The following is a 25,810-nucleotide window of genomic DNA, read 5'->3' on the forward strand; positions in this document are numbered from 1 at the left end:
AAGAACAAGCTATCAATCAAAGTTTTCATACTTTCGGCTCTCTATTTAGTGGCTTTTGCAATGGCGGTTTCTGTCTCGGTTAATTCTTCATCATTGAAGCTGTCATCATCACTAGCTTTAACATTTAGTATTTCAACCAAGGCATTTGCTTTGAGGTTATGATGACCATTTACTACGACACTATCACCTTCATGAAACTCACCACTTATCTCAGTAAACTGCTCTTGTACAAAGCCTTTATTGATTAATACTTCTACTGCTTTATTATCCTTAACTACGTAAATTTTACTTTGATTATCAAGAGTAATGATGGCATCCGATGGAATGGTTAAGGTGTCTTTGTGGGTATCAAAAGTCAGTGCGATTTGGGCAAACATACCTGGCTTTAATAACAGCTCATCATTAGCAATAGATAAAATCACTTTGAAGGTACCACTACGACTGTCAATTACTGGAGAAATTGAACGTACTTGCGCAAGAAACTGCTTACCTTGACGTGCACTGAATTGTAATAAAGCCTGTTGCCCTAATTGAACATAACTCAGCTTATGCTCAGGTAAATAAACCACGGCTTGTAAACTAGATTGATCAACAATATGAAATAACTTTTGATAACCTTGAGTGAAATGACCGGTTTTAATTAGGCGCTTAGCAATATAGCCAGCAATAGGCGCGACAACCTGACTATCTTTTAAGTCGAGTAAAGCTAACTCTTTTGCCGCAACCGCAGCTCGGTGTTGATATTTAAGCTTATCAGATGCTTGGGCACTCACTAATTTCTTTTCAGCCATTAACGATAAACGTTTTAATTCTTGTTCTATCCCCCCTAGTTCGGCTTCTGCTTTATCGAGGGCTAATTGATAACGCCTAGCATCTACCCTGGCAAGCAACTGACCTTTTTCGACAAAATCCCCTTCTTCAACACTCATTTCTTCAATAATGCCGGTAACACGGGTAATAATATCAGCCTCATTACGAGACTCTAGGGTTGCTGTGGTATGAAAGTTTGAAGAGATGTCTTTACGTTCTATACTCGCGACCATTACAGGTATAGCAAATTCGGCCACTTTATCTTCCTCCTTTGCTTCTGGCTCAGAGCAAGCAGTTAAAAAGGTAGCTGCAAGTAGTGCAGAAGAAAGTAGTAATTTTTTAGAAAAAGTTAGCATGGGGTATTTCCATATCTTTAATATTGCATTAAAAATAGCACAAGCTGTGCCAGTTACTCATTCCCTTTATGTAACAACAAGTTACACTCGGTAACATAATATACCAATTTGAGATGTGGTGAAATTGACTAATGAATTAGTTTATTAATAAATAATTGTTGTCAAATTCACTACTTAGCGCTTATTTAACTCCTTCAATGTTATAACTGTACAATAAATAACATCAGCCAAACAAATCTAAACAATGTAACGGGCTCTCGTTGGTTAAAATATAATCATTAGTAACTGGTGAGGTAGATATTATGTTCAATACTCAAACACAAAATAATGATTTAGTGGCTGAAAATGCTTTATTAACTGATAACAGACAGCAAAGCTATAATGCGGACTTTATGTGGGACAAGCTCAACCTTAGCCAGCAATATGCGGTCTGTACTCTAGGACAGTTTGGTTACTTGCTTACGTATGTGCGCTCAGTGGATGATACTTTTTTAGCAATCCTCAAACAAAATGACAAAGTCGCTACCATCAATGTCGCGGGTACTATTAATATCAAGCCGGCGATCAGTTGTCGCCAGTAATGCTCAATACTTACTTATATGAAAAGGCGATCCATGGCTCGCCTTTTTGTTGTTTCGGGCTTAATGATTAGCGCTTAAGCTTGGGGTTAATCCGATAAATAGCTTAGCTAAACTTCATTTCAGGAATGTCACCGTTAACAACCAGTTCACCTTGAGTTAGCTCGATAATTTCGGCTACCGACTCACCATGTTTTGAAAGGTGGGTTATGGTGACAATAATATTGTTACCGCCAGCCACTAAATCCATCGTGTGCGCAGAAGTTTTTTATGCCTTATCAGCTATCTATTCAATAAGTGCCGATGCACTTTTATCAACACCATAAATATCACTAGGATAAAAACCTAAGGTTACATGGAAGTCTTTTTTAGTTAACGCTAACTTTTGACGATAACTGGCTACCTCAAGAGATTGGCCGACCACAAAGTATGTGGTTTTATTACCCTGTTTTACTCGCCCTAAACCATTTAATGATACCGATAGACTCGATCCTAGTGCAATATCTTGCGTGATCGTTTGGTATTCATAGGGATTAATTAAGGTCATATGAAAAGCGTGATGATCTCTCGCGCTTTGGTGTTGTCGATAAAGCGCAAAATCATCGCCTAATATTTTTTTCATTTGAGATAAATAGTGATCAAGATCAGCAGCATTTACTTTTCCGCCTATATACTTCAAACCACTGTTATCCGTTAATTCAATGACCTTTATTTGGATAAGCTTAACCTGGGTATGATTTACGGTGTCATTCAGATCAGTCATAGATACTTGGTCAACTTGATTATCGGCACGCTCGGTTATTGTATTAGCAGATACACTTGTTTGCCAAATTATTGCAACAGTGAATAAAATAGCTTTCATACCTGCTATGCTATTGATTTTTTTCATCTATACCAACCGATTAATTAAGGTAAATTTAAAAGAGATATAATTATACCTAAAATAAAATACTAGCACAGGCTTAAGCTAGGGTCTGTTGATCTTTCGAGATGACTTTTACAGCAACATGTTTGATATTTAGGCAAGGCAGAGCATGTGAAGTGGTGTGGCTACATGAACATGCGATAACGCCGTATAAATTTCAAACAAGTGCTGCCCTTTGGGTTCATTTAAAACGAACTTATACCAAACGGATTAATAAATCGACCAACTTAGAGCTTCAGTAGCAAGCTTAGAACAAACAAAATGAGTTAAACATAGTTGTTCTATATTTCATTCATTTTGTGGAGTTATCAGTTTGCTACTGAGCTCCCGAAGGGCGAGTTTAAAAGGCATATATGCGGCGTTATTGATTTTGACAAGGGAACAACCATTCTCTGTAATCAATGCCTTGCCTCTAAGCCTTTTAATTCTCGCTAAGTGATCGATTAATTAGTCCGATTGGTATTGCTCCTTGTTGCTCGCTTCTCTAATAGAATAACTATGATACAAAGCTCGCGCCGCGATTAAGCCCGTTTTAAATTGAATAAATTTTAACCCTGAAAGATCAACAGACCCTAGTTAGCAAAATGAGTTTAGTAATAAAAACCCAGTAATTAAGCTAAATAAAGCTGAAGAAAACTAACAGAAAAACTAACCTTTATCAGAGACAGTATAACGACCCTGGTGAAATCATGGTTTTACCACCTTTTTAGTGCCATTTTAAAGCCGTTATTCATAAATTTGGGGCTAAATTGAAGTTATACCTTTACTGATGATATCCCCTTGACGCAATATCTAATGTTGCTATGGCATTTAATCAACAGTAGCTTCTGATGAAAAATGTAGATGACTCGACCAATACAGACGTATATAACAACTTTTTTAGGAAAATTAAATGCCGTACTTTAAGCTCTTATTACTATTCGTTTGTAGCGCTCTGTTCTCAGTTCAAAGCTTATCTAAAATAGTAAATATCGATATTTTAATTGAAGATGGCTATTTCCCGCTAATAATAAATGCTAACAAACAACAAGGTTTAGCTTTTGAATTCGTACAGATTTTAAATGAGTCACAGCATGAATTTAATTTTTCTCTTAATCCATTACCATCAAAAAGACTTATTAGGACTGTGGAAGCAAAAAAGTTTGATGCTTTATTTTTAATGGCCTTAATTTGGCTACCAAAATCAACGCATACCTATCTAACAAAAACAAAATTTTCAGTAACCGTAGCAAATGAATTATATGCTTTAAAGGATAATGCACTCGACCAATCTTATTTTGATAACCTAGATAGGTTAACTAAGGCCGGAGTACTCGGCTACGCCTATAAATTTGCTGACTATAATACCGATGAGATGTTTTTAAGTCATGTGCACAACATGAGTCTAACCAGAAGTGAAATCCATGTTGCTAAAATGGTGTTATTTAAACGAGCGGATATTGGCATTATTGGTAACCTTACCAGTCAGTACTTTAAACATACCAGTACCAATACTATTGATATGGACCTGCTATATAAAAGAAAGACTCCGGATCAAATTTATGACACTGCATTTTTAGTCAATCAGCAAAGTTCAAGAATTACCGCTAGCCTGTTTGATGATATATTAAAACTACCCACGGTAAAAAGTAAGCTTAAAGATTTATTTAATAGATACGGAATAACTTCAAGCGTAAAACCCTGGTAATTCTGCCACCCATATAAAAAGAATTACAGTTTTTTCCTGGTCGCAGCGGCTAAAATAAACGCGCTGATAAGTCGATACGAATTATTCATTAACCCGTCCAACTAACAACATATAAACACTGCTACAAACTAACACCAAGCTCTTTCAATGATTTAGCATAGCCAAACTTTCATATATCAGCGGATCACAACAAGCAGAAAAACATCAACAAATACGCTTAAAAAACAGACCTTAGTATCGACTAATAATTCGCCGTTTTCCACGCTATCGAAATACCATAAAGCTATAATAAAGCTTTACACCATCCAACCTTGCGAAACCTAGATAAGGCAGTAGACTTTAATAGAGGCATGATAAATATCTGAGGAATTTTTGCCCATGGCTAGATTAAAGTCTCACTTTATATCTCTGATAATATTGATGTCTTTACTATTTCCCCCCGTTATTCCGGCTGATTCATCGTATATAATGAAACTTGGAACCAAAGTAGCATGGCCGCCGTATCATATTGACTTAAAATCTGGTGCCGCAGGTATTGCTGTTGAAGCTTTTGACTGTGTAATGGTGCGGATAAATCAACCCTATGTAATAAATAAGCTACCTTGGTCTCGTGCCCAAGCGCTAACTAAATCAGGCGCCTTAGATGGTTTTTTCTCAGCGTCACATAGCGATAAAAGAGATGACTATGCACAGCTATCATCTGTGTTTATCCCACAAATTCGTAAGTTCTATTTTTTAAAAAAACACTTCCCTGCAGAGCAAGCGTCATACTCCATTGATTACATAAAAAAAAGCTTTACCGTGGGTGCAAGGTTTAGCTCTAACGCGATGAATTATTTAAAAATAAATAACTATAATATTGGTGCTGAGCACCTCAGCGAAACGGTTTTGATAAAAATGCTCGATGCTGGTCGCATGGATGCGATATTAGAAAACTCGTTGGTTTTTTCGCTTATGGTTAAAAACCTAGGAAGGTCTATGGATGAATTTTTAAGTGTTACCGTGGGTAATAAAAATATGGGCGTATATTTTAGTAAAATATTTTTAGTTAAAAATCCAAATTTCCTGACTTTATTTAATGAAAATATCCCGGCATGTAGTTTAATAAAAGAAAATCAACGGCTGTAGTTGCGGCCGTATGTTTGCTTTGACACTGATAAGTAACTTGCTGTTAACTCACAGGGTTTATCACCAAAGTGCGTTAATAGTTGAAAATTGGCCAGTTGAATCCATAGCCTGAAGCGGTCATTGAGCTTTTGTAAAAGCATGATCATATTTAAAGTAATATTAATCGAAATTCGCCGCTAATTCTTAAGGTCCGTTTTGTCTTATAGTAAAACTGCTCTTAAGTGATGCTGAATAGGGCTGCCCCCGACAATAAGGCTGGGAATTTAAGAAATCAAATATTCCGTCATGCTACAATTTAGAGCCGTAATAGTTCAATTGATGAAAAGGTCTCATGCATTATGCTCAGTCACAGCATTCGCAGATGAAAGTGACTTTCTAGATGATTATTGCACAATGAATACGCCTTAAAATATTAAAATCGCCTAAGCATGCAGTGTTTAATTGGTTAGTTTCTGCTGGTACTTAGATTGTGATACTTAGGTTTTACTGGTTAACAGGACTATTGGTAGTAAATTGAAAACCTAGTAAATTTCACAAAAAATCAAGGTACGATATAACCAATATTTATGTATAAAAAAACCCCGTATTAACGAGGTCTTATATAATTTACTTTAGAATGTCTTTACAAAAAAGACAACCCGGAGCCTAGAACGGGATATCATCATCAAAATCAATTGATGGTTCTTGTGGGTTTACTTTAGGCGCTTGTTGCTGTTGCTGCCCTTGATTAGCGAAGCCACCTTGTTGTGCTGGTGCTTGTTGCTGAGAGAAACCGCCTTGTTGAGCTGGCGCTGGTTGCGTTGGTTTTTGTTGACCTTGGCTAGCAAAACCACCTTGTTGTGCTGGTGCTTGTTGCTGAGAGAAACCACCTGACTGTTCTGGTGCTTGCTGCTGAGAGAAACCACCTGACTGTTGTGGTGCTTGCTGCTGGAAGCCACCTTGTTGCTGACCTTGGTTAGAGAAACCACTGCTCTGGCCTTGAGACGATTTACCGTCTAACATTTGCATTACGCCGTTAAAACCTTGTAAAACGATCTCGGTAGTATATTGATCTTGACCTTGTTGGTTAGTCCATTTACGTGTTTGTAAAGAACCTTCAAGATATACTTTTGAACCTTTTTTAAGGTACTCACCCGCAATTTCAGCTAGTTTGCCAAACATAACAACGCGATGCCATTCAGTTTTTTCTTTTTGTTCGCCTGTTTGCTTATCTTTCCATGAATCTGACGTTGCTACGGTAATGTTTGCTACTGCGCCGCCATTTGGCATAAAACGTACCTCAGGATCTTTACCTAAGTTACCTACTATAATTACTTTATTTACACCCGCCATGAAAATATCCTATTAATTGAGCAATTAAGACATACGCCGTTTCTTTATCTATTCATATAGAAAGAAAGATTGTCTTTAAAATTTAGTTTAAGAGGGTAATTCTATAGTGCGCGGCGATCAAATTCGAGTGATTTTTTGTTAAAAGTGCCATTTATTTTATTTTAGGATCTTTTAGAAAACTTACAGCAAATTCCATAGCCGTAACCCTAGAACAACAACGTGATTATCATGCCGACAAATTAATTGTGATCACAACAACTTAACAGCAAAGCATAATAATTTGACTATCGTTCTTTAAATACCCTCAATCAAGATGCCTTTAATTCAAGCAGATGTTCACTCAGTTGTGCCCGAATGTCAGCAGGTATTTTTATAGAGCTTTGCGCTTTATAATCAAAGTTCACCAAAGCGGCAGTACCTGAAACACATTTTTCTCCGTGTTGCCATAACTCTTGATAAACATCAAATGAAGCACCGCCAATGCGGCTGATATAGGTTTTAATTTCAATTTCTTGACCATAAAACAGTTGCCCATGATAAGAAACCTCTATTTTAGCAATGATAAGTTGCCACTTCTTCGGATCTAAGTCTGGTGTGAAAAATTGGAATATTGGCGTTCGCCCCCCTTCAAACCACACGGGTGGTTTGGTGTTATTAATGTGACCTAACGCATCGGTATCACTAAAGTGTGGCATCATTTTCTCACTGAACATAATTGACCTTTTTTATTGCTATTAACCACAGGGTAACTCATTCGAAGGAAGTTAATATTACGTTTAATTATAAGATATAGTATCTTATAATTATTAAAAATATCAGCCTTATTAGAGATAAGCCCATGAATAAACTCCCGTCCTTACTTAGCTATGTACTTGTTGTAGTAGCAACCACGTTAGCGGTTAATTTAATTAGCGGCCACTCAGCTTTTGCTGCTGGAGATGCCAAAGCACCTGACCGAACGGCGGGTAATGGGCCTTATAAAAGGCTTATTCTTCGTGGCGGCATTATTATTAATGGCGAAGGGGCACCCGCACGTGGTCCCATGGATATTGTCATTGAAAATGATCGCATCGTAAAAATCGTCAATGTTGGCAACCCAGGAGTACCTATTGCGCCAACACGTAGACCAGAAGCGCGACCAGGAGATAAGGAAATTAATATCGAAGGTCAATACGTAATGCCTGGTTTTATAGATATGCATGGCCATATTGGCGGTAGTGCCGATAATATTCCCGCTGAGTATGTCTTTAAACTTTGGTTAGCACACGGTATTACCACCGTACGAGAGCCGGGCAGCTTTAATGGTATTGATTGGGTGATGGAGCATGTAAAACGCAGTGAGAATAATAGCATTGCCGCCCCACGCATCGTGCCCTACTTTATGTTTGGCTTAGGCTTGGATGAAAATATAACCACGCCAAAGCAAGCGAAAAAATGGGTAAAGTCTATTGCTAAAAAAGGCGCGAAAGGTATTAAATTTTTTGGCTCTACTCCCGAGATAATGACCGCAGCACTAACCGAAGCCAAGAAACATGGCTTAAAAAGTATGATGCATCATGCACAGCTCGATGTAACGAACATGAACGTGCTCGATTCTGCTCGCTTAGGACTGACAACAATGGAGCATTGGTATGGTTTACCTGAAGCGCTATTTGAACATCAGCACATTCAAAATTACTCACCCGATTATAACTATAATAACGAACAACATAGGTTTGCTGAAGCCGGTCAATTATGGCAACAAGCAGCAAAGCCAGGCAGCAAAAAATGGGTAAGCGTGCGTGATGAATTACTCAGCTTAGATTTTACCCTCAACCCAACCTTTACCATTTATGAGGCCAATCGCGATTTAATGCGTGATATGAATGCCGATTGGCATAAAGATTATACTCTGCCTACCTTATGGGAGTTCTTTCAACCGAACCGTAATGCTCATGGCTCATATTGGTTTGATTGGACCACCGATAATGAGATAGCTTGGAAGAAAAACTACCAACAATGGATGAGCTTTATTAACGACTATAAAAACCACGGTGGTCGAGTGACCGTCGGCTCAGACTCAGGTTATATTTTTAAAATATATGGTTTTAGCTATATCCGAGAATTAGAATTACTTCGAGAAGCGGGCTTTAATGCCTTAGAAGTTATTCAGTCTGCAACCATCAACGGCGCTGAGGCACTGGGTATGGCAGATGAAATTGGCTCTATTCGCGTCGGGAAAAAAGCAGACTTAGTGATAGTAGGCGAAAACCCGTTGCGTAACTTTAAAGTACTTTATGGTACCGGCCATTTTCGTTTAGATGAAAATAATAAGCCTATTCGCGCAGGCGGCGTTAATTACACCATAAAAAACGGTATTGTTTATGATGCCAAACTACTACTAGCACAAGTAAGAACCATGGTTGAAGAAGCTAAAATAAAGAAAATTGAAAGTGTTAAACGAGCAAAAAACTAATCGATAAAAGCTTCAATAAACAATGTCGATTGTAATAGTTAACGCTATAGTTAAATGAGTGATTGATAAATGCATCACTCATTTACTCCTTCAACTCAGGTACGAGATACTGATTTTATTAGCAGCTATAACAAAAATAAAAACAATAATTAAAAAAAGTCATATCATATCGCCAAAGAACGTAACAAGTATTTCACTTATTTGGCGAGATAGTGCATTAATCAGCATGTCCGTATTATGGGTGGCCGGCTTGCTACTAACGACTGTCAGTGGTTATGTTACCGCCACCGAACTATCCCCCGAAAAAGCCAGTGAGCCAACCAGTAAACAAACATTCAATAACGCTGCGGTTGAGCCCTCAGACAAAAACACCTTGTGTGATCTCCCTCAACCCAAAGTAATTTTTAAACCACAAACTATCTTTGATGAAACTGAAGAAGACATCATTTTTTTACATCGTTGGGCAAATGCAATTCACATTGATACTAAAATATTCACCCTAGAAAATGAAGCCAGTTTCTTTATTAATAAGTGCCTAAAGACCCTTACAGACATGGCAGAGCTCGAGCGGTATTTACGTAGCCGGAAGTACTTAAGAGATGCCAAAGTCACTAGTGATGATGCCATGGAAAATATTACTATTACCACCTGGGATAATTGGTCACTAATGCCAACGATCAGTTTTGGCCGCAAGGGCGGTATAAATACCTATAGCTTTGGTATAAAAGAACGCAACTTGTTTGGCCTAGGTATAGATACAGAAATAGAGTCGTACCGTAACACCCAACGCTCGGGTTACAAAATACACGCCACCATCCCTCTTTTTCAAAAACAAAACACCGATATTAAATTGAGGTATGCCGACAATGATGATGGCCAGCAACATAGCCTATTTCTACATAAAATTTTTGCCAGCTTTCATACCAAAACCTCCTATAACTTAGGCTTCAATGAAGAAACTCGTCACGATACTATTTTTCAAAATGGTCAAAACCAAAGTGTTTATGGCCACGATATTAGCTATAAAGAAGTTAGCTATGCTTGGTTGGATTTTAACAGTGATAAACGCTTACTAAGATATCGTGTCGGTTTCACCCAAAATGAAGATACTTTTTCGACGTTACCTATTGACGATAACAGTGACTTAACCAACCCGCCGTTAACCACTGTGCGCCCTGAGAATAGAGATTTACTCTATTCTTGGCTTGCTTTTGAGTATATTGAAAAGGACTTTAGAAAACTGACCAATGTGCATTTGATCACCCAAATTGAAGACTTTAATCATGGTTGGCAACTGACCTCTCGCCTTGGTATCGGCAATGGTAATAAAGACAATTCGGCTTGGACGATATGGAAAATGCGGGTAAAAAAGGGCTTTAACCTACATGACAATGCCTTGTTACTATTTGATTTAGTCTTAGCGAATGATATTTATCAGCAAAGAGATAGTCGTTTACTGGTAAAACTTAGTGGGGAATATTTTTATCAGCTAAATGAACGTTGGGGATTTTATTTAAGTAATACCAATGTTGTCAGTAAAAATCAATATTTAGATAAGCCGGTAACTATGGGGGGAAATACCGGTTTACGTGGTTTTCCTTTGCAATATCAACACGGAAAAAATAGCATTAAATTCACCTCTGAAATCAGATACTATCCTGAAATTAACCTGTTCAAATTGTTTGATTTAGCCGCTGTTGCTTTCACCGATGCAGGGAGAACTTACGGCAACTCTACCGTTAAAAATATAGAGCATGGTTGGTTAGGCTCCGTTGGATTAGGCTTAAGATTGCACTCTCCTCACTCAGGTGGCAATAATCCAATTATTCATATCGACTTTGCTTTTCCGCAAAGTGATAATCCAGACATTAATAGCTTTGAAATTAGAGTGCAGGCAAAGAAATCTTTTTAGCTAATTATTTGGCCCTAAAATAATTAGCTAAAAAAGCTACCGACTAAAGGAAACGTTTTAAAACCCTATCAATTTGGGCGATACGTATCTTTTTTAACAGCTTCTGTGGTTTCTCTGGGTAATCATCAACTGAATCAATATCAGAAAAATGTATTATTTTAGTGGTATTCACCAAAACGCCAATTAATTCATCATCCGTTTTTTGTAAAAAATGCTTATTAGCGTCATCAACAAGTAAGCCATTTTCTAAGTCGAGTGCCCAAGCACGTGGGTTTAAATTACTGCCGGTGATCAAATGGTAGCGATCATCAATTCGCAATCCTTTGAGGTGAAAGCTATTATCTTTATCTTTCCACAAATGAATATTCAACAAACCTTGATCGATAAAGCTCTGATAACGTTTAACAAAACGTTTAAGTAACATTTCATATACGTAAGGAATAATACCGATAGTACTGAATTCTTCATCATTGCCAATAAAGAAGTCATTGGCAGTCTTATCACCAACAACGACAGTGATGTTAACACCACGTTTTAATGCTCTAATAACATCTTTGGCAAGCGCATGAGGGAGATTAAAATAAGGTGTGAATAACACAATATTATCGTTAGCTTTTTGGACTAGATTTCGAGTCGCTTGATTGAGTTCATTTTTACGGCGGCCAAAACCAACCAGTGGCGTAATAAAGGCTTTTTCACTGACGAGTTTTGACTGAGTAAGGTCTTGTTGTTGAGCTACACTATATTTAGATTTTTTTAATCTAGCTTTCAAAGTAGCAAGGGTTTTCTTTTGCTCAACAGCGTCAGGCAGCCAGGCTTGATTAAGCAGTGGCGCTAGCCCGGAATCAATAAAGTTATCGGTTAAGTAATGACAAAAACTATCCGCTAATGCTCGGCTATTAATAGTACAGTATCGGTCTAAACGATAACGTTCACCTTGATGTAAGTAAATATCGTTAATACTTGCCCCAGTATAGAAAAGCTTATCATCAAAGACCATGCCCTTAAGATGTAAAACACCAAAAACTTCTTTACGCTTTACGGCCACACCATAGATGTTAATAGTTTGCGAGTAATCCTGTGCTAACTTTAAATAAAGTGCACGATTTCCTAAGCTAGCCTTCTCACCGATTAAGCCACGTTGACCACGGTTAAAATCGACAAAGATATTAATTTCAAGTTCGGGAAAGTTTGCTTTCGCTTGATATAACGCATGAAGGACTTCCCTACCCGCGTCATCATCTTGTAAATACAAAGCAGTAATGAAGATACGCTTACGCGCAGCTGAAATTAACAGCAACAACTGCTGTTTGTATTCTTTAGGCGTGGTAAAAAATTCTATATCACCACCATCGACAATTATTTCTTGCACTGTGCTCTATCTAAAAATCATTAATTCGCGACAGTATATCAATAATAAACCGAAGAAATATAGGATTTTTCTTCGGTTAACTGCATGATAAGTGCTGATTGTCGTTAAATGACTACTGCTAATTCGGCTGCTTGACGAATTGCGCGTTTCGCATCAAGCTCTACAGCAACATTAGCACCACCAATAAGGTGTACAGGTAAGCCACCATCAAGTAATGCTTGTTGCAAGTCTCGATTAGACTCTTGCCCTGCACAGATAATAATATGATCGACTTCAAGCAATTGTTCTTTGCCATCAACCTCAATCAATAAGCCCTTATCGTTAATAGCTTTATAAGTTGCACCGGCAACCATATTTACACCGTTTTTAACTAAATTAGCTCGATGAACCCAGCCAGAGGTTTTACCTAAACCTTTGCCGACCTTAGTGGTTTTACGCTGAATCAGGGTAATATTTCTCGATGGTGTATGTTTGGGTATATCTGCTTTATTTAATAATGCCCCGTTTTGCTGATAATCTTTATCAACGCCCCAATTTTTCAGCCAAGCATCCGGATCATTAGTGAGTGACTTTTCTGCTAAATAAGTCGCGACATCAAAACCAATACCACCTGCACCGATAATGGCAACATTTTTACCCACCTCAACTTTATCTCTTAACACTTGTAAATAAGTGAGTACCTTCTGACTAGCAAAGCCTTCTTCTAAACCCGCTATGCCTAACTTTCTCGGTTTAATACCCGTGGCAAGAACCACTTCATCAAAACCTGCGGCAATTAATTTATCTGCACTTTGTTCGCTATTAAGATGCACTTTAATATCGAGCAAACTCAACTGTTTATTGAAGTAGCGTATTGTTTCAAAGAACTCTTCTTTGCCTGGCACTTGCTTAGCAACATTAAACTGTCCGCCTATTTCAGTCATTTTATCAAATAGCTCAACGTGATGACCACGCTCTGCCGCATAAACACTAAAGGCTAAACCGGCGGGACCTGCCCCTATGACCGCAAGTTTTTTTACTTTTTTCGTTTTTTCTAAAACAAGTTCGGTTTCATAACATGCCATCGGGTTTACTAAACAAGAGGCACGTTTTTGTGCAAACACATGGTCTAAACACGCTTGGTTACAGCCAATACAGGTATTAATTTCATCGGCTTTATTATTAGCGGCTTTGTTAACAAAGTCAGCATCGGCCAAGAAAGGTCTTGCCATCGAGACCATATCAGCTTGTCCAGATGCTAGCACCTGTTCAGCGACCTCAGGGGTGTTAATGCGATTAGTGGTAATTAGCGGAATAGAGACTTCCTGCTTCATTTTCTCAGTTACCCAAGTAAAGGCAGCTCTAGGCACTGATGTGACTATCGTGGGTACGCGCGCTTCATGCCAACCAATACCCGTGTTAATGAGCGTCGCTCCGGCTTGTTCAACCGCCTTAGCCATAGTGACAACTTCTTCCCAGCTATTACCACCTTCGACCAAATCGAGCATGGATAAACGAAAGATAATAATAAATTTTTCGCCGACTTTTTCCCGCACGGCTTTAATAGTCTCAATACCAAGTCGCATTCTATTTTCAATACTACCGCCCCATTCATCCTGACGTTTATTGGTTCTAAGACAGGCAAATTGATTAATTAAATAACCTTCTGAGCCCATAATTTCAACGCCATCGTAGCCAGCTTTCGCCGCCAACTTGGCCGAATAAGCATAATCTTTAATGGTTGATTTAATTTCCCTAACCGACATAGCTTTCGGAGTAAACGGGGTAATGGGCGATTTAATCTTACTCGGCGCAACACTAAAAGGATGATAAGCGTATCGACCGGTATGTAAGAGCTGTAAACAAATTTTTGTTGGATATTTATGAACAGCGTCGGTGACTTGTTTATGTTTATGGGCTTGCCAAAAATGACTTAATTCACTACCAAAAGGTGCGATTCTACCGCGTAAATTAGGACTAACACCACCGGTAACAATTAGACCTACGCCGCCTTTTGCTCTTGCTTGATAAAATGCAGCTAATTTTGCAAAACCACCGCGTTCTTCTTCCAAGCCGGTATGCATGGATCCCATAAGGACGCGATTAGTTAATTGGGTAAAGCCAAGGTCTAATGGCGCTAATAAGTTTGGATAGGCAGTTGTTGTCATAATTTTGCTCTGCTATTGGTCGTACCAGTTAATATAGGGTCATTAATTTACTGAAATTTAGCTAAAAACACAAGCTATGTTAAAATCATTTCGTTAACATAGACTTAAGGAAGAGGTTAATCAAAGTAATCACCGACAGCTTGCTTAAATCATTTAAAATAACGGTAAAGTACAATTTATGCCCAATAAAAAACAGCTCATAGAACTTGTTATTACCGCGTTAACTCAAGAGCTTCAACAAGCCATTGATGCCGCAAACGATGCACATGCCGCTGCCATTGATGATCAAAGTGTTGCTGAAACGCAATATGATACGCTAGCGATAGAAGCGAGCTATTTAGCTGAAGGGCTGTCTAGGCGAGTGGCTGAATTCCAACAATCTATTGAGGCTTATAAAGCGCTCGACATTATTGAATTCAACAGCAATAGTCATATAACTTTAGGTGCCTTAGTACAATTATCCGCAGATTTTAAAACTCATCATTGGTTTTTTATCGGCCCTGCAGCTGGCGGTTTTCGCTGCCAGTTAGCCGAGCAAAACATCACCATAATTACCCCCCAATCCCCGATGGGCACAGCGCTCATTGGCAAGCAACAAGATGATGACATTACCATCATGCTCGGCGCGAACAAGCTAGAAGATTACATTACTGAGCTAAAATAAATAAAAAAATCAAGCTAAGTCATCTTAAATAACCTCAACTCTGGATAAGCAAAGTTACTCAAAAAGCTATTTTAGGCGATATCAGCGTTGGAATTCCTACCAATAACCAATTATTGGGTACGTAATACCGCCTTGTTTTCACCAAAACTATCAATATTGAGACGAATAAATAAACTTATAGCATAGGTGTTTATGCTATGTGATTGATAATAAATAAGTACTTAAAAAAATTAACATTCATTATCCAGAGTTGAGGTTAAATAAGTAAATAGCGCCCAATCAACTTGAGGCTATTTTAAAACCAATTTTTAAGGTAACTTGATAATGACCAACAGCACCATTAACGATATGGCCACGAGTTTCAATCACTTCAAACCAGTCCATATTCTTGACAGTTTTATGACACTCTGCCAACGCGTTCTCGATGGCATCTTCAATACTGGCTTTAGATGAGCCAACCATTTCAATTTTTTTGTAGATGTGGTGTTCAGACATAATAGGCACGCTAAATGAAATATAAGGTAAACCTTAGTTTAGCGTGCTTTTCATTGGTTGCAGGGAAGCACTAGTACAATAGCGAGTTAAAAGCGTTTAATTGTCTATGTCTTCAACAAAAAAGAGAGCGTTCTTAGCTTATCTAGCTTTGTAATAAAGCTTTCACCGCGGCTAAATCAACGGTTTTCTCATCAACCTTTAAATAAGCAACCGCTTCTGTATTTACCAGTGTCGCTTCAATAACACCAGGCATATTGATTAACTGTTCAGCGATTTTTTCTGCTTGTTCTTCATCAGAAATATTGGTGGAAAAACTAAAACTCTTAGATTTTTTTAATGGTTGCATACCAAAACTTAACAATAACCAAATAACTGTGGTTATTGCCATCACTAAGAAAATAGTATTTTCATCGTATAGACTAGCAATATAACCGCCAACAATACCACCCACAAAAGCACCTAAAAACTGGCTGCTTGAATAAATCCCCATGGCACTACCTTTAACGCCAGCGGGTGCTATGCGAGATAAGATTGATGGCATGGTTGCTTCTAAATAATTAAAAGCGGTAAAAAACAACACAATTGATAGCACTAAGCTCCAAAAGCCACTTGGTAACAACCAAAGTAAAAATAAAGCTAACGCCAATAACGTAATTGCGGCGCTGAACATAGGTTTCTCTTTTTGCTTCTTAATTGCAAAAATCATAAACGGCACCATTAAAAAGAATGAGCCTAATAATGCCGGTAAGTATATCTGCCAATGATTCTCAAGAGACAAACCACTATCAACAAACTGCTTAGGTAGGGTGACAAAACAAGCGGTAAGAGCCATATGTAAAATGAACACGCCCCAATTTAAACGTGCTAACTGTGGATGGCGAATCAAACGAGTAATTTGATCAGGCAAAGCGACATTATCACCACGAGGGGCTTTATTGACGGAATTTGGCACCATGAATTGAATCATCGCCATGGCCAAAATGGTTAATAAGCCGGTAAACCAAAATAAGCCACTTAAACCAAAGGCGTCAGCAACTATTGGCCCTAAAATCATAGCAACGGTAAAGGATAAACCAATAAACATGCCAATGGTGGCCATCACTTTGGGTCGCTGCTCTTCTCTACTTAAATCAGCAGCTAAAGCCATGATAGCGCTTGCAATAGCGCCCATGCCTTGAATTGCTCGTCCGAGCACTACACCATAGATAGTTTCGGACATCGCCGCGACCACACTACCGATAAGGAATACCACTAAGCCGGCAAGGATGACAGGTTTCCGGCCAAACTTGTCTGACAATATACCCATAGGTATTTGTAATAACGCTTGCGTTAAACCGTATGCGCCTATGGCTATTCCCAACCAAATGGGGCTATATCCCGTTAGTTGTTCACCATAAATGGCAAATACGGGTAATATCATGAATAGGCCTAACATGCGCACGCCAAAGACACTGGCTAAGGAAAAGGCGGCTTTTTTCTCAATACGGTTTAAACCTGAAACACTCATAACTCGCTAAAACCTAAAAATAAATGAAGAAGTGGTAAAAATTGGCGCTAGTTTATCATGTAAACTAATACCAATTCCAATAAGTTTCTTCCCACTCAGCGAGAGTTAAAAGGCTTAAAGGTAAGGCATTGATTGTAGATAATGGTTATTCAGGAGAATAAGCTCAGGATAATATGCGCCTGCATTCTCTATTAAGCAGTATCCATGCAGCGTCCTTATCAAAATCAATAACGCAGTCTGTAAGCCTTTACCTTTTATTAGGTACTCGCCCTTTGGGAGCTTTCTAGCGATTCGATAACCGCACAAAATATCTTTCATATAGAATGACTATATGCAAAAAAATTCTATTTATTCTCAAACCGCTGGCAAGCTCTGAATGGGAACTAACTTAATGGACTTGGTATAACACAACAAAATCCCAACAAGGAAAACAAGGTGTTAAGCACCCGGCAAGAGCATTATAAATTTGTCGGTATAATTGTCATGCAACGACATTCAGTGTTTTTTGAAACCTTTGTCGCGGTGGCGACGACACCCAAAAGGGGCTAAACGACGAGCCTCCTTTGGAATCCTGCGTCGCTGCCACACAAAACGTAATCTTGCATTCTTTCAAGTGCTATCGAGCTCACAGCGCTGAAGGGGCGTCAGGACAATATGCGTCCTGCATTGTCTTATAAGCTGCATCCTTGCAGCGTCATGCCCTACATCGCCTTTTTCATCATCAGGACAATTGCTCCTGAGTAACCATTAATAAAATACGGGCCTTGATTTTGAATTGCTCAGCCGTCCTAAAGCGACCATCTTGAATTAGCTTGGATATACGTAGCTTGGTTTTCATGTTAATTGTTGGTTCATTGGCATAACGACATATCTCCGTTTTTCCTTTCCTAGGCATCTAATGAAACACTGTAAAAATAAACAGTTTAATTTGATATTCTGCCCTAGATTAGTTTTTATAGCCTATTTTTTGTGACATAATCGTCGGTTCTATTTTATCGCAAGTTGGGTTAAAAACGCATGAAAAGTATTGTAGTCAGAGGGGCTCGCACACACAACCTCAAAGACATTAGTATAACAATACCTCGAGATAAACTCGTGGTAATTACCGGTCTTTCTGGCTCGGGTAAATCATCTCTTGCCTTTGATACGCTTTATGCTGAAGGACAACGCCGTTATGTAGAGTCGCTTTCTGCTTATGCTCGCCAATTTTTATCTTTAATGGAAAAGCCTGATGTTGATCATATTGAAGGTTTATCACCGGCGATTTCCATTGAACAGAAATCAACGTCTCATAACCCGCGTTCAACCGTAGGTACAATTACCGAAATTTACGATTACTTACGCTTATTATATGCCCGGGTGGGCGAGCCTCGTTGTCCTGAACATGGTCAAGCGCTTGCCGCACAAACCGTTTCACAAATGGTTGATAAAGTTTTAGAGCTTGAACAAGGCACAAAAGTGATGCTACTTGCACCTATTGTCCAAGAGCGTAAGGGCGAACATGTAAAACTGCTTAATAACCTAGCCGCGCAAGGTTTTATTCGCGCCCGCATTGATGGTGAAGTATGTGACTTATCCGATCCACCGCCATTAGAGTTACATAAAAAACACACCATAGAAGTTGTCGTTGATCGTTTAAAAGTGCGTGATGAGATTCAGTTACGCCTTTCTGAGTCTTTTGAAACAACATTAAGCTTAACCGATGGTACCGCCAAAATCGCTTTCATGGATGAACCAGACCGAGAAGAACTACTTTTCTCTGCTAACTTTGCCTGCCCACATTGTGGCTACAGCATGCAAGAATTAGAGCCGCGCTTATTCTCCTTTAATAATCCAGCCGGCGCCTGTCAAACTTGTGATGGTTTAGGTATTGAACAATTCTTCGATAGTAATCGCGTTATTGCCAATGAAGAGTTAAGCCTTGCCGGCGGCGCAGTACGTGGCTGGGACAAACGTAATTTTTACTACTTTCAAATGCTGCAAGCCCTTGCCCAGCATTATGGCTTTAACGTTGATAAGCCTTTTAAAAAATTATCCACTGAAGCACAAAAAGTTGTGCTTTATGGCAGTGGCGAACAAGAAATTGAATTTAAGTATATGAACGACCGTGGTGATGTTGTGATGCGTAAACATGCATTTGAAGGCATCATCAATAATATGCAGCGCCGTTACAAAGAAACTGAGTCAAACTCGGTACGTGAAGAGTTAGCCAAATACCTTAACTCACATCATTGTCCAGACTGTAATGGCAGTCGCTTACGATTAGAGGCGCGCAATGTTTTTATTGCTGATACACCGCTAAACATAATCGCCGAACTATCAATTAGTGAAGCATTAGCCTTTTTCCAAGGTTTAGCGTTAACCGGACAAAGAGGACAAGTCGCTGAAAAAATCTTAAAAGAGATCAACGAACGTTTAGGATTTTTGGTCAATGTAGGCCTAAATTACCTTAACCTATCACGCGGCGCTAACACCCTCTCGGGTGGTGAAGCACAGCGAATACGTCTAGCTAGCCAAATTGGCGCAGGTCTAGTGGGAGTAATGTACGTATTAGATGAACCCTCAATTGGTTTGCATCAACGCGATAATGAACGCTTACTTAGCACCTTGATACACCTGCGTGATTTAGGTAATACCGTTATTGTCGTTGAACATGACGAAGATGCCATTCGCGCGGCCGACTTTGTTATTGATATTGGCCCGGGAGCAGGCGTGCATGGTGGCGAAATTATCGCCCAAGGCACAGTGGATGATATTTTAGCCTGTAAAGAGTCACTCACGGGTAAGTACCTTTCAGGGGTCGAGCGTATTGAAATACCGAAAAAACGTCATACCTTTGATAAAAAAGCCGTGGTAAAACTAAAAGGCGCCAGCGGCAATAACTTAAAGCATGTTAATTTAGTTATTCCAACCGGTTTAATGACCTGTATTACCGGTGTTTCCGGCTCAGGAAAATCAACACTGATTAACGACACCCTATACAAGCTCGCTCATATTGAGCTTAATGGTGCCACCATTGATGAACCGGCCCCCTATAAAAGCATTCACGGATTAGAGCATTTAGATAAAGTTATCGAGATTGATCAAAGCCCTATAGGCAGAACGCCACGCTCTAACCCTGCGACTTATACCGGTATATTTACAGCGGTACGCGATATTTTTTCCGCCACGCAAGAGTCACGATCTCGTGGTTATAAATCAGGCCGTTTTAGCTTTAACGTTAAAGGTGGTCGCTGTGAAGCCTGTCAGGGTGATGGCATGATCAAAGTGGAAATGCACTTCTTACCCGATGTTTACGTACCTTGTGATGTTTGTAAAACTAAGCGCTATAACCGTGAAACCTTAGAAGTTTTATATAAAGGTAAGAATATCCATGAAGTGTTGGATATGACTATTGAAGATGCTTATGAGTTTTTCAAAGCCATTCCAGCAGTGAAACGTAAACTGCAAACCTTACTTGATGTTGGTTTAGGTTATATCAAGTTGGGCCAATCAGCAGTTACCTTATCCGGTGGTGAAGCGCAGCGCGTTAAACTTTCAAAAGAGTTATCCAAACGAGATACTGGCAAAACCTTATATATTTTAGATGAGCCAACCACGGGCCTACATTTTCACGATATCAAACAATTATTGCATGTTATTCATCGATTACGTGACCATGGTAATACCATAGTAGTAATTGAGCATAATTTAGATGTGATAAAAACCGCTGACTGGATTGTCGATTTAGGCCCAGAAGGTGGTTCGGGTGGCGGTGAAATATTAGTTGCAGGCACACCAGAGCAAGTAGCAAATCATCCAACCTCACATACCGCGAGATTTTTAAAACCCTTACTGCAACAGTCATAAAGCCCTTACTGCAATAGTAATAAAGGCACATAGACATAACGCAAAAACATTGCGTTATGTCTGGTTTATTCGTTCTATTTTAATAGGTTTATTATGCAAATCAATAATAGTGAACGCCTTAAGTTTAGGTTAATGGGTTCTCAAGATGCACAAGTTTTGTGGCAGATAGATCAAGACCCACAAGTAATGAAATTTCTTAATGGCGGTAAACCCTCAAGCATGGAACAAGTTAATTCTGTTTTTATTCCCCGCATGGAAAAATACCGTGATAGCAAAAAAGGTTGGGGAATTTGGCAAGTATCAGACAAACTAACTGATGAGTATTTAGGTTGGGTACTAATCCGCCCGATGGCATTTTTTACCGACTCGCCCAAATTTCAAGATTTAGAATTAGGCTGGCGATTCTTCCAAAAAACCTGGGGTAAGGGTTACGCAACAGAAGCGGCAATAGCCGTTAAAAATGCCGTGATAGCGAACTCAGATGTTACCCATGTTTCAGCCCTTGCCGTGGCCGATAACTTGGCTTCTGTTGGCGTGATGAAAAAAATGGGTATGACTTTTGTCCGTGCTTATTTACATACCGATCCTATCGGTAATTTTGACGCTGTACATTATCAAATGCCCGTCCGTAAGTAAGTAAGTAAGTAAGTAAGTAAGTAAGTAAGCGATGCTAGAAAAACATAACAGTACGGAGTTTATCCTTTATTAATATTGATAAACTCAGTGCTGTTATTCCAAATTTTACCACTTATCCACTTCTGCCCTCAATAACATTATTGTCGACAGATTCAATTTACATCACTTTATATCCCCTCACAGGCACATTCATTTCAAAATGTTTTTTTCATAAGAAGATATAAAAAAAACAAACAAAAAACCAGCACCATCACAACAAGCGCTTGATATATAGCTAAATATAACCATTAACTTGCAATATACTCCTTGGTTGTGGCTAAATATTAGCCTAAAGTCTAATAGGTTAATTTTGTCGACAGTTCTAAAGTATCGTTATAAATATAATTGTAAAGGCAAGATAATGAACCACTCTGAGCGACAAGAATTAGCGATAACCTCACCGGAAAGTTACTGGCAAGAGCAAGCCAAGCTTGTGGCTTGGTATAAAGCACCAAAAACAATATTGTCGACAAATAGTGAGTCTTGGCATGAATGGTTTGCTGATGGCGAATTAAATTCTTGTTATCTCGCTTTGGATTATCATGTTGAACAAGGCAGAGGCGCACAAATTGCCCTTATCTATGATTCTCCAGTAACGGGAAACAAGCAGAAATTTACTTATAGTGAACTCACTAGCTTAGTGGCAAAGTTTGCCGATGTACTAAAGAAACAGCAGGTAACAAAAGGCGATCGCGTACTCATTTATATGCCAATGATCCCCCAAGCTGCTATCGCCATGCTTGCCTGCGCTAGGCTTGGCGCAATTCATTCAGTCGTTTTTGGCGGCTTTGCTGCTAACGAACTTGCGGTGCGTATCAATGATGCCGAGCCGAAAGTCATTGTTAGTGCCAGTTGCGGTATCGAAATTGCGAAGGTCATCCCCTACAAACCTTTAATAGATGAGGCAATAGAAATCGCAGTGCACAAACCGAGTTGCTGCATTATTTATCAAAGAGAACAAATTAAAGCATCACTGATAAAACACCGAGATCTTGATTGGCAAGAACAAATGGATGTTGCCGTAGAGATATCTCCCGTTGCAGTTAAGAGCACCGACCCTCTGTATATTTTGTATACCTCCGGCACCACCGGCAAGCCTAAAGGCGTGGTGAGAGATAATGGCGGTCACGCTGTTGCTATGCTCTATAGCATGAAAAATATCTACGGCATGCAAGCAGGCGATACTTTCTGGGCCGCTTCTGATGTTGGTTGGGTTGTTGGCCACTCATATATTATTTATGGCTGCTTAATGGCTGGTTGTACTTCTATCATTTATGAAGGGAAACCTATTAAAACACCTGACGCAGGGGCTTTTTGGCGTGTCTGCGCTGAATATAAAGTTAATGCATTATTTGCCGCTCCAACCGCGTTTCGAGCTATGGGTAAAGAAGATCCGGATGGCGATTTTCTCAAAGACTACGATCTGTCATCATTAAAGCGCCTATACCTAGCAGGCGAGCGATTAGACCCAACAACCTATCATTGGCTTAAAGAGAAAACACAACTCCCCGTTATAGATCATTGGTGGCAAACCGAAACGGGTTGGGCTATTGCCAGTACACCGCTAGATGATGGTAATGGCAATATGATGACCACCAAACCAGGCTCTGCTGGACTTCCAGTTACCGGTTTTAATGTACAAATTCTTGATGTTAACGGCCACCAAGTACCAACAGGACAACAAGGAAATGTGGCGATAAAACTACCTTTACCTCCAGGCTGCTTAGCAACAATTTACCGTGATGCTCCGAAGTTAATTTCAGGGTATTTATCCACCTACCCTGGTTATTATATGACCGGAGATGGTGGTTATTTTGATGAAGAGGGTTATCTTTTTATCATGGGCCGCACCGATGATGTTATCAATGTTGCCGGCCACCGTTTATCAACGGGGGAATTAGAAGAAGTATTATCCGCACATCCTGCTGTGGCAGAGTGTGCCGTTGTTGGCATTAATGATGCGATAAAAGGGCAAATCCCCTTAGGCTTAGTGGTCATTAAAAATGGTATTACTACCAGTGATGAAAACCTCATTGCAGAACTAAAACAAAGTATTAGAGCTGATATTGGCCCTATAGCTTCATTAAAAGATTTATACATCATTGATAGACTACCAAAGACCCGTTCAGGTAAGATTTTACGAAAAACACTTAGGCAAATGATTGATGGCAAAAAAGTTGAAATTCCATCGACCATAGAAGATAGCCAAGTAATAGCGGAGCTATCTTCTGTGCTAGTTAACCTAAGCAAAGTATAAACTCAGCAACGGTGTTTATTCATAAGCCCTGCTTATCTAGAGCTCAGCTTAAGTAGGCTTCTTTGTCGATAATTTAAGCGTATTTCGCCCTTCTGGTTTTCTATCCTTAGTAGGCCAGATATCACTAGGGCTCAATTTTTTTGGTGTATCTTGGTTAGTTGATGTGGTTTTTTTAGGCGTGTACTGGTACGGAGTCGACTTACTTATATTAAGATCTTCATCTATTTTTTGGGCCAATTCGTCCAGGCTCAATGCTGCTTTAGGCTGAGCGGTATCAATCGCGGTTTTACTAGAGTGCTGCACCGCAGCATTAATTTCTACCATTTCCTCCTTGGTTAAATCTCGCCACTGCCCTGGACTTAAATTTCCCAGTTCAACTTTCATAATACGTGAACGTTTAAGTTTTAAAACTTCATAATCAAGGTATTCACACATGCGGCGAATTTGACGATTTAATCCCTGAGTTAACACAATAGTGAAAACAAAACGACTTTCCACCCTAACGATACAAGGTTTAGTAATAGTGCCTAAAATAGGTACGCCACGAGACATGCGCTGAATAAAGCGTTCGCTGATAGGCTTATCCACTGTCACTATATATTCTTTATCGTGGGCATTTTCTGCGCGCAATATTTTATTAACAATATCGCCATCACTGGTCAGAAAGATCAAACCTTCAGAGGGTTTATCTAAACGGCCAATAGGAAATATGCGTTTTTTATGACCTATCGCATCAATAATATTACCGCGCACATGTTTTTCTGTAGTACAAGTAATGCCAGTGGGCTTGTTATAAACGATATAGATACGATCCGACTTATCATCATTAATTGGCGCAACATCATAGCCGTCCACTTTAACAACATCACCGGGTAAGACCTTAGTGCCTAACTCCGGCACTTTGTCATTGATGGTGACACGGTTGTTTTCTATCATCTTATCGGCGCTACGACGTGAACAAAAGCCTGAATCACTTATGTATTTATTTAAACGTTTTGGGGAGGTTGATGTGGTCAATTTAATCGCTGCTCATTTTGTTTTAGTACATGCTCAATATCTATTATTATACTCAAAAGCAATGCTAATGTATAAATCATCTGCAAATAACACAACTAGCGTCAGGGCTAACCTTTATCGTTGAGGTTCGGCTTTTACACCGCCGCTACTTTACCCGATTTAACTGGGGTCGATAACTCCGTTAAATCGGGTTAAATAGCAAATTTAAAGGCTAGGTTAAATAGCTTAACTAAATAGCTCAGCTAAATAACCCGTTTTCCTGCTTGATACAAGCTTGTTAATGGATTAACGCCAAATTGCCCTAATAATGAAGAACGCTGCTCTGCCGGTTGCTTTGTAGATAGAACCCCATAGGGTAACTTCAGTATCAAAGTGAAAGTTAGACGTTAAACACCGGTAATGCTAAGAAAGCTAAATAACTCGTTTTCCTGCTTGATACAAGCTTGTTAGTGGATTAACGCCAAATTGCCCTAATAATAAAGAACGCAGCTCTGCCGGTTGCTTTGTAGATAGAACCCCATAGTGCAAAGTCATTATCAAAGTTAGACGATAAACACCGGCAATGCTAAGAAAGCTAAATAACTTGCTTGCCTGCTTGGTACAGAGCGGTTAGTAGATTAACGCCAAATTGCCCTAATAAAGAA

Annotated in this window: 18 protein-coding genes and 1 pseudogene; 9 read left to right on the top strand and 10 right to left on the bottom strand. The window is 39.2% G+C overall.

Annotated features, from left to right (window positions below):
• Positions 1–41: 41 nt before the first annotated feature.
• Positions 42–1,166, bottom strand: a complete 1,125-nt coding sequence (locus F580_RS23955; RefSeq protein WP_019026460.1) for an efflux RND transporter periplasmic adaptor subunit — start codon at positions 1,164–1,166, stop codon at positions 42–44.
• 302 nt (positions 1,167–1,468) lie between these two features.
• Between F580_RS23955 and F580_RS0104310 the strand changes: the two genes are divergently transcribed.
• Positions 1,469–1,747, top strand: a complete 279-nt coding sequence (locus F580_RS0104310) for a hypothetical protein (RefSeq protein WP_019026461.1) — start codon at positions 1,469–1,471, stop codon at positions 1,745–1,747.
• A 103-nt stretch (positions 1,748–1,850) separates the two neighbouring features.
• Here the strand turns inward: F580_RS0104310 and F580_RS25880 are convergent.
• Both F580_RS25880 and F580_RS0104320 read right to left on the bottom strand, forming a co-directional pair.
• A pseudogene (locus tag F580_RS25880) lies at positions 1,851–1,994 on the bottom strand (succinyl-CoA--3-ketoacid-CoA transferase); the annotation flags it as partial.
• A gap of 36 nt (positions 1,995–2,030) precedes the next feature.
• Complete coding sequence (locus F580_RS0104320; RefSeq protein ID WP_019026463.1) at positions 2,031–2,633, bottom strand: hypothetical protein; 603 nt, start codon at positions 2,631–2,633, stop codon at positions 2,031–2,033.
• A 928-nt stretch (positions 2,634–3,561) separates the two neighbouring features.
• Here F580_RS0104320 and F580_RS0104325 point away from each other — a divergent pair.
• Both F580_RS0104325 and F580_RS0104330 read left to right on the top strand, forming a co-directional pair.
• Entirely contained in the window at positions 3,562–4,356 is a 795-nt protein-coding gene (locus tag F580_RS0104325) for a hypothetical protein (RefSeq protein WP_019026464.1), read from the top strand.
• Between the two features lie 378 nt (positions 4,357–4,734).
• Positions 4,735–5,484, top strand: a complete 750-nt coding sequence (locus F580_RS0104330; RefSeq protein WP_019026465.1) for a type 2 periplasmic-binding domain-containing protein — start codon at positions 4,735–4,737, stop codon at positions 5,482–5,484.
• 645 nt (positions 5,485–6,129) lie between these two features.
• Here the strand turns inward: F580_RS0104330 and ssb are convergent.
• Both ssb and F580_RS0104345 read right to left on the bottom strand, forming a co-directional pair.
• Entirely contained in the window at positions 6,130–6,816 is a 687-nt protein-coding gene (gene ssb, locus F580_RS0104340) for a single-stranded DNA-binding protein (protein WP_019026467.1), read from the bottom strand.
• A gap of 308 nt (positions 6,817–7,124) precedes the next feature.
• A complete protein-coding gene (locus F580_RS0104345; protein ID WP_019026468.1) occupies positions 7,125–7,529 on the bottom strand; it encodes an acyl-CoA thioesterase in 405 nt (134 codons plus the stop codon).
• A 125-nt stretch (positions 7,530–7,654) separates the two neighbouring features.
• Between F580_RS0104345 and F580_RS0104350 the strand changes: the two genes are divergently transcribed.
• Together F580_RS0104350 and F580_RS0104355 are read left to right on the top strand one after the other, a co-directional pair.
• A complete protein-coding gene (locus tag F580_RS0104350) occupies positions 7,655–9,271 on the top strand; it encodes an amidohydrolase family protein (RefSeq protein ID WP_019026469.1) in 1,617 nt (538 codons plus the stop codon).
• A gap of 226 nt (positions 9,272–9,497) precedes the next feature.
• Positions 9,498–11,183 carry a hypothetical protein gene (locus F580_RS0104355; RefSeq protein ID WP_019026470.1) on the top strand — a complete coding sequence of 562 codons (1,686 nt, stop codon included), beginning with the start codon at positions 9,498–9,500 and terminating at the stop codon, positions 11,181–11,183.
• 43 nt (positions 11,184–11,226) lie between these two features.
• On the opposite strand, the gene pssA is transcribed toward F580_RS0104355, so the two are convergent.
• Positions 11,227–12,555 carry a CDP-diacylglycerol--serine O-phosphatidyltransferase gene (gene pssA, locus F580_RS0104360; RefSeq protein WP_019026471.1) on the bottom strand — a complete coding sequence of 443 codons (1,329 nt, stop codon included), beginning with the start codon at positions 12,553–12,555 and terminating at the stop codon, positions 11,227–11,229.
• 104 nt (positions 12,556–12,659) lie between these two features.
• Positions 12,660–14,702, bottom strand: a complete 2,043-nt coding sequence (locus F580_RS0104365) for an oxidoreductase (RefSeq protein ID WP_019026472.1) — start codon at positions 14,700–14,702, stop codon at positions 12,660–12,662.
• 178 nt (positions 14,703–14,880) lie between these two features.
• Here F580_RS0104365 and F580_RS0104370 point away from each other — a divergent pair, with 178 nt between their 5' ends.
• Positions 14,881–15,366 carry a GreA/GreB family elongation factor gene (locus F580_RS0104370; protein ID WP_019026473.1) on the top strand — a complete coding sequence of 162 codons (486 nt, stop codon included), beginning with the start codon at positions 14,881–14,883 and terminating at the stop codon, positions 15,364–15,366.
• Between the two features lie 279 nt (positions 15,367–15,645).
• Here the strand turns inward: F580_RS0104370 and F580_RS0104375 are convergent, their stop codons facing one another.
• Both F580_RS0104375 and F580_RS0104380 read right to left on the bottom strand, forming a co-directional pair.
• A complete protein-coding gene (locus tag F580_RS0104375; RefSeq protein ID WP_019026474.1) occupies positions 15,646–15,861 on the bottom strand; it encodes a dodecin in 216 nt (71 codons plus the stop codon).
• Between the two features lie 142 nt (positions 15,862–16,003).
• The gene (locus F580_RS0104380; RefSeq protein WP_019026475.1) at positions 16,004–17,368 is read right to left on the bottom strand and encodes an MFS transporter; all 1,365 of its coding nucleotides are present in this window, start codon (positions 17,366–17,368) and stop codon (positions 16,004–16,006) included.
• 1,017 nt (positions 17,369–18,385) lie between these two features.
• Here F580_RS0104380 and uvrA point away from each other — a divergent pair.
• From uvrA to F580_RS0104395, 3 genes are all read left to right on the top strand, one after another.
• Positions 18,386–21,217 (top strand): excinuclease ABC subunit UvrA, encoded by a 2,832-nt coding sequence (gene uvrA, locus F580_RS0104385; RefSeq protein ID WP_019026476.1) that lies wholly within the window; start codon positions 18,386–18,388, stop codon positions 21,215–21,217.
• Between the two features lie 93 nt (positions 21,218–21,310).
• Entirely contained in the window at positions 21,311–21,853 is a 543-nt protein-coding gene (locus tag F580_RS0104390) for a GNAT family N-acetyltransferase (RefSeq protein WP_019026477.1), read from the top strand.
• A 400-nt stretch (positions 21,854–22,253) separates the two neighbouring features.
• A complete protein-coding gene (locus F580_RS0104395) occupies positions 22,254–24,149 on the top strand; it encodes a propionyl-CoA synthetase (RefSeq protein WP_019026478.1) in 1,896 nt (631 codons plus the stop codon).
• Between the two features lie 48 nt (positions 24,150–24,197).
• On the opposite strand, the gene rluF is transcribed toward F580_RS0104395, so the two are convergent.
• A complete protein-coding gene (gene rluF / locus F580_RS23960; protein ID WP_083926942.1) occupies positions 24,198–25,166 on the bottom strand; it encodes a 23S rRNA pseudouridine(2604) synthase RluF in 969 nt (322 codons plus the stop codon).
• Positions 25,167–25,810: the final 644 nt, after the last annotated feature.

This window comes from Colwellia piezophila ATCC BAA-637 (assembly GCF_000378625.1).
GTDB lineage: Bacteria > Pseudomonadota > Gammaproteobacteria > Enterobacterales > Alteromonadaceae > Colwellia > Colwellia piezophila.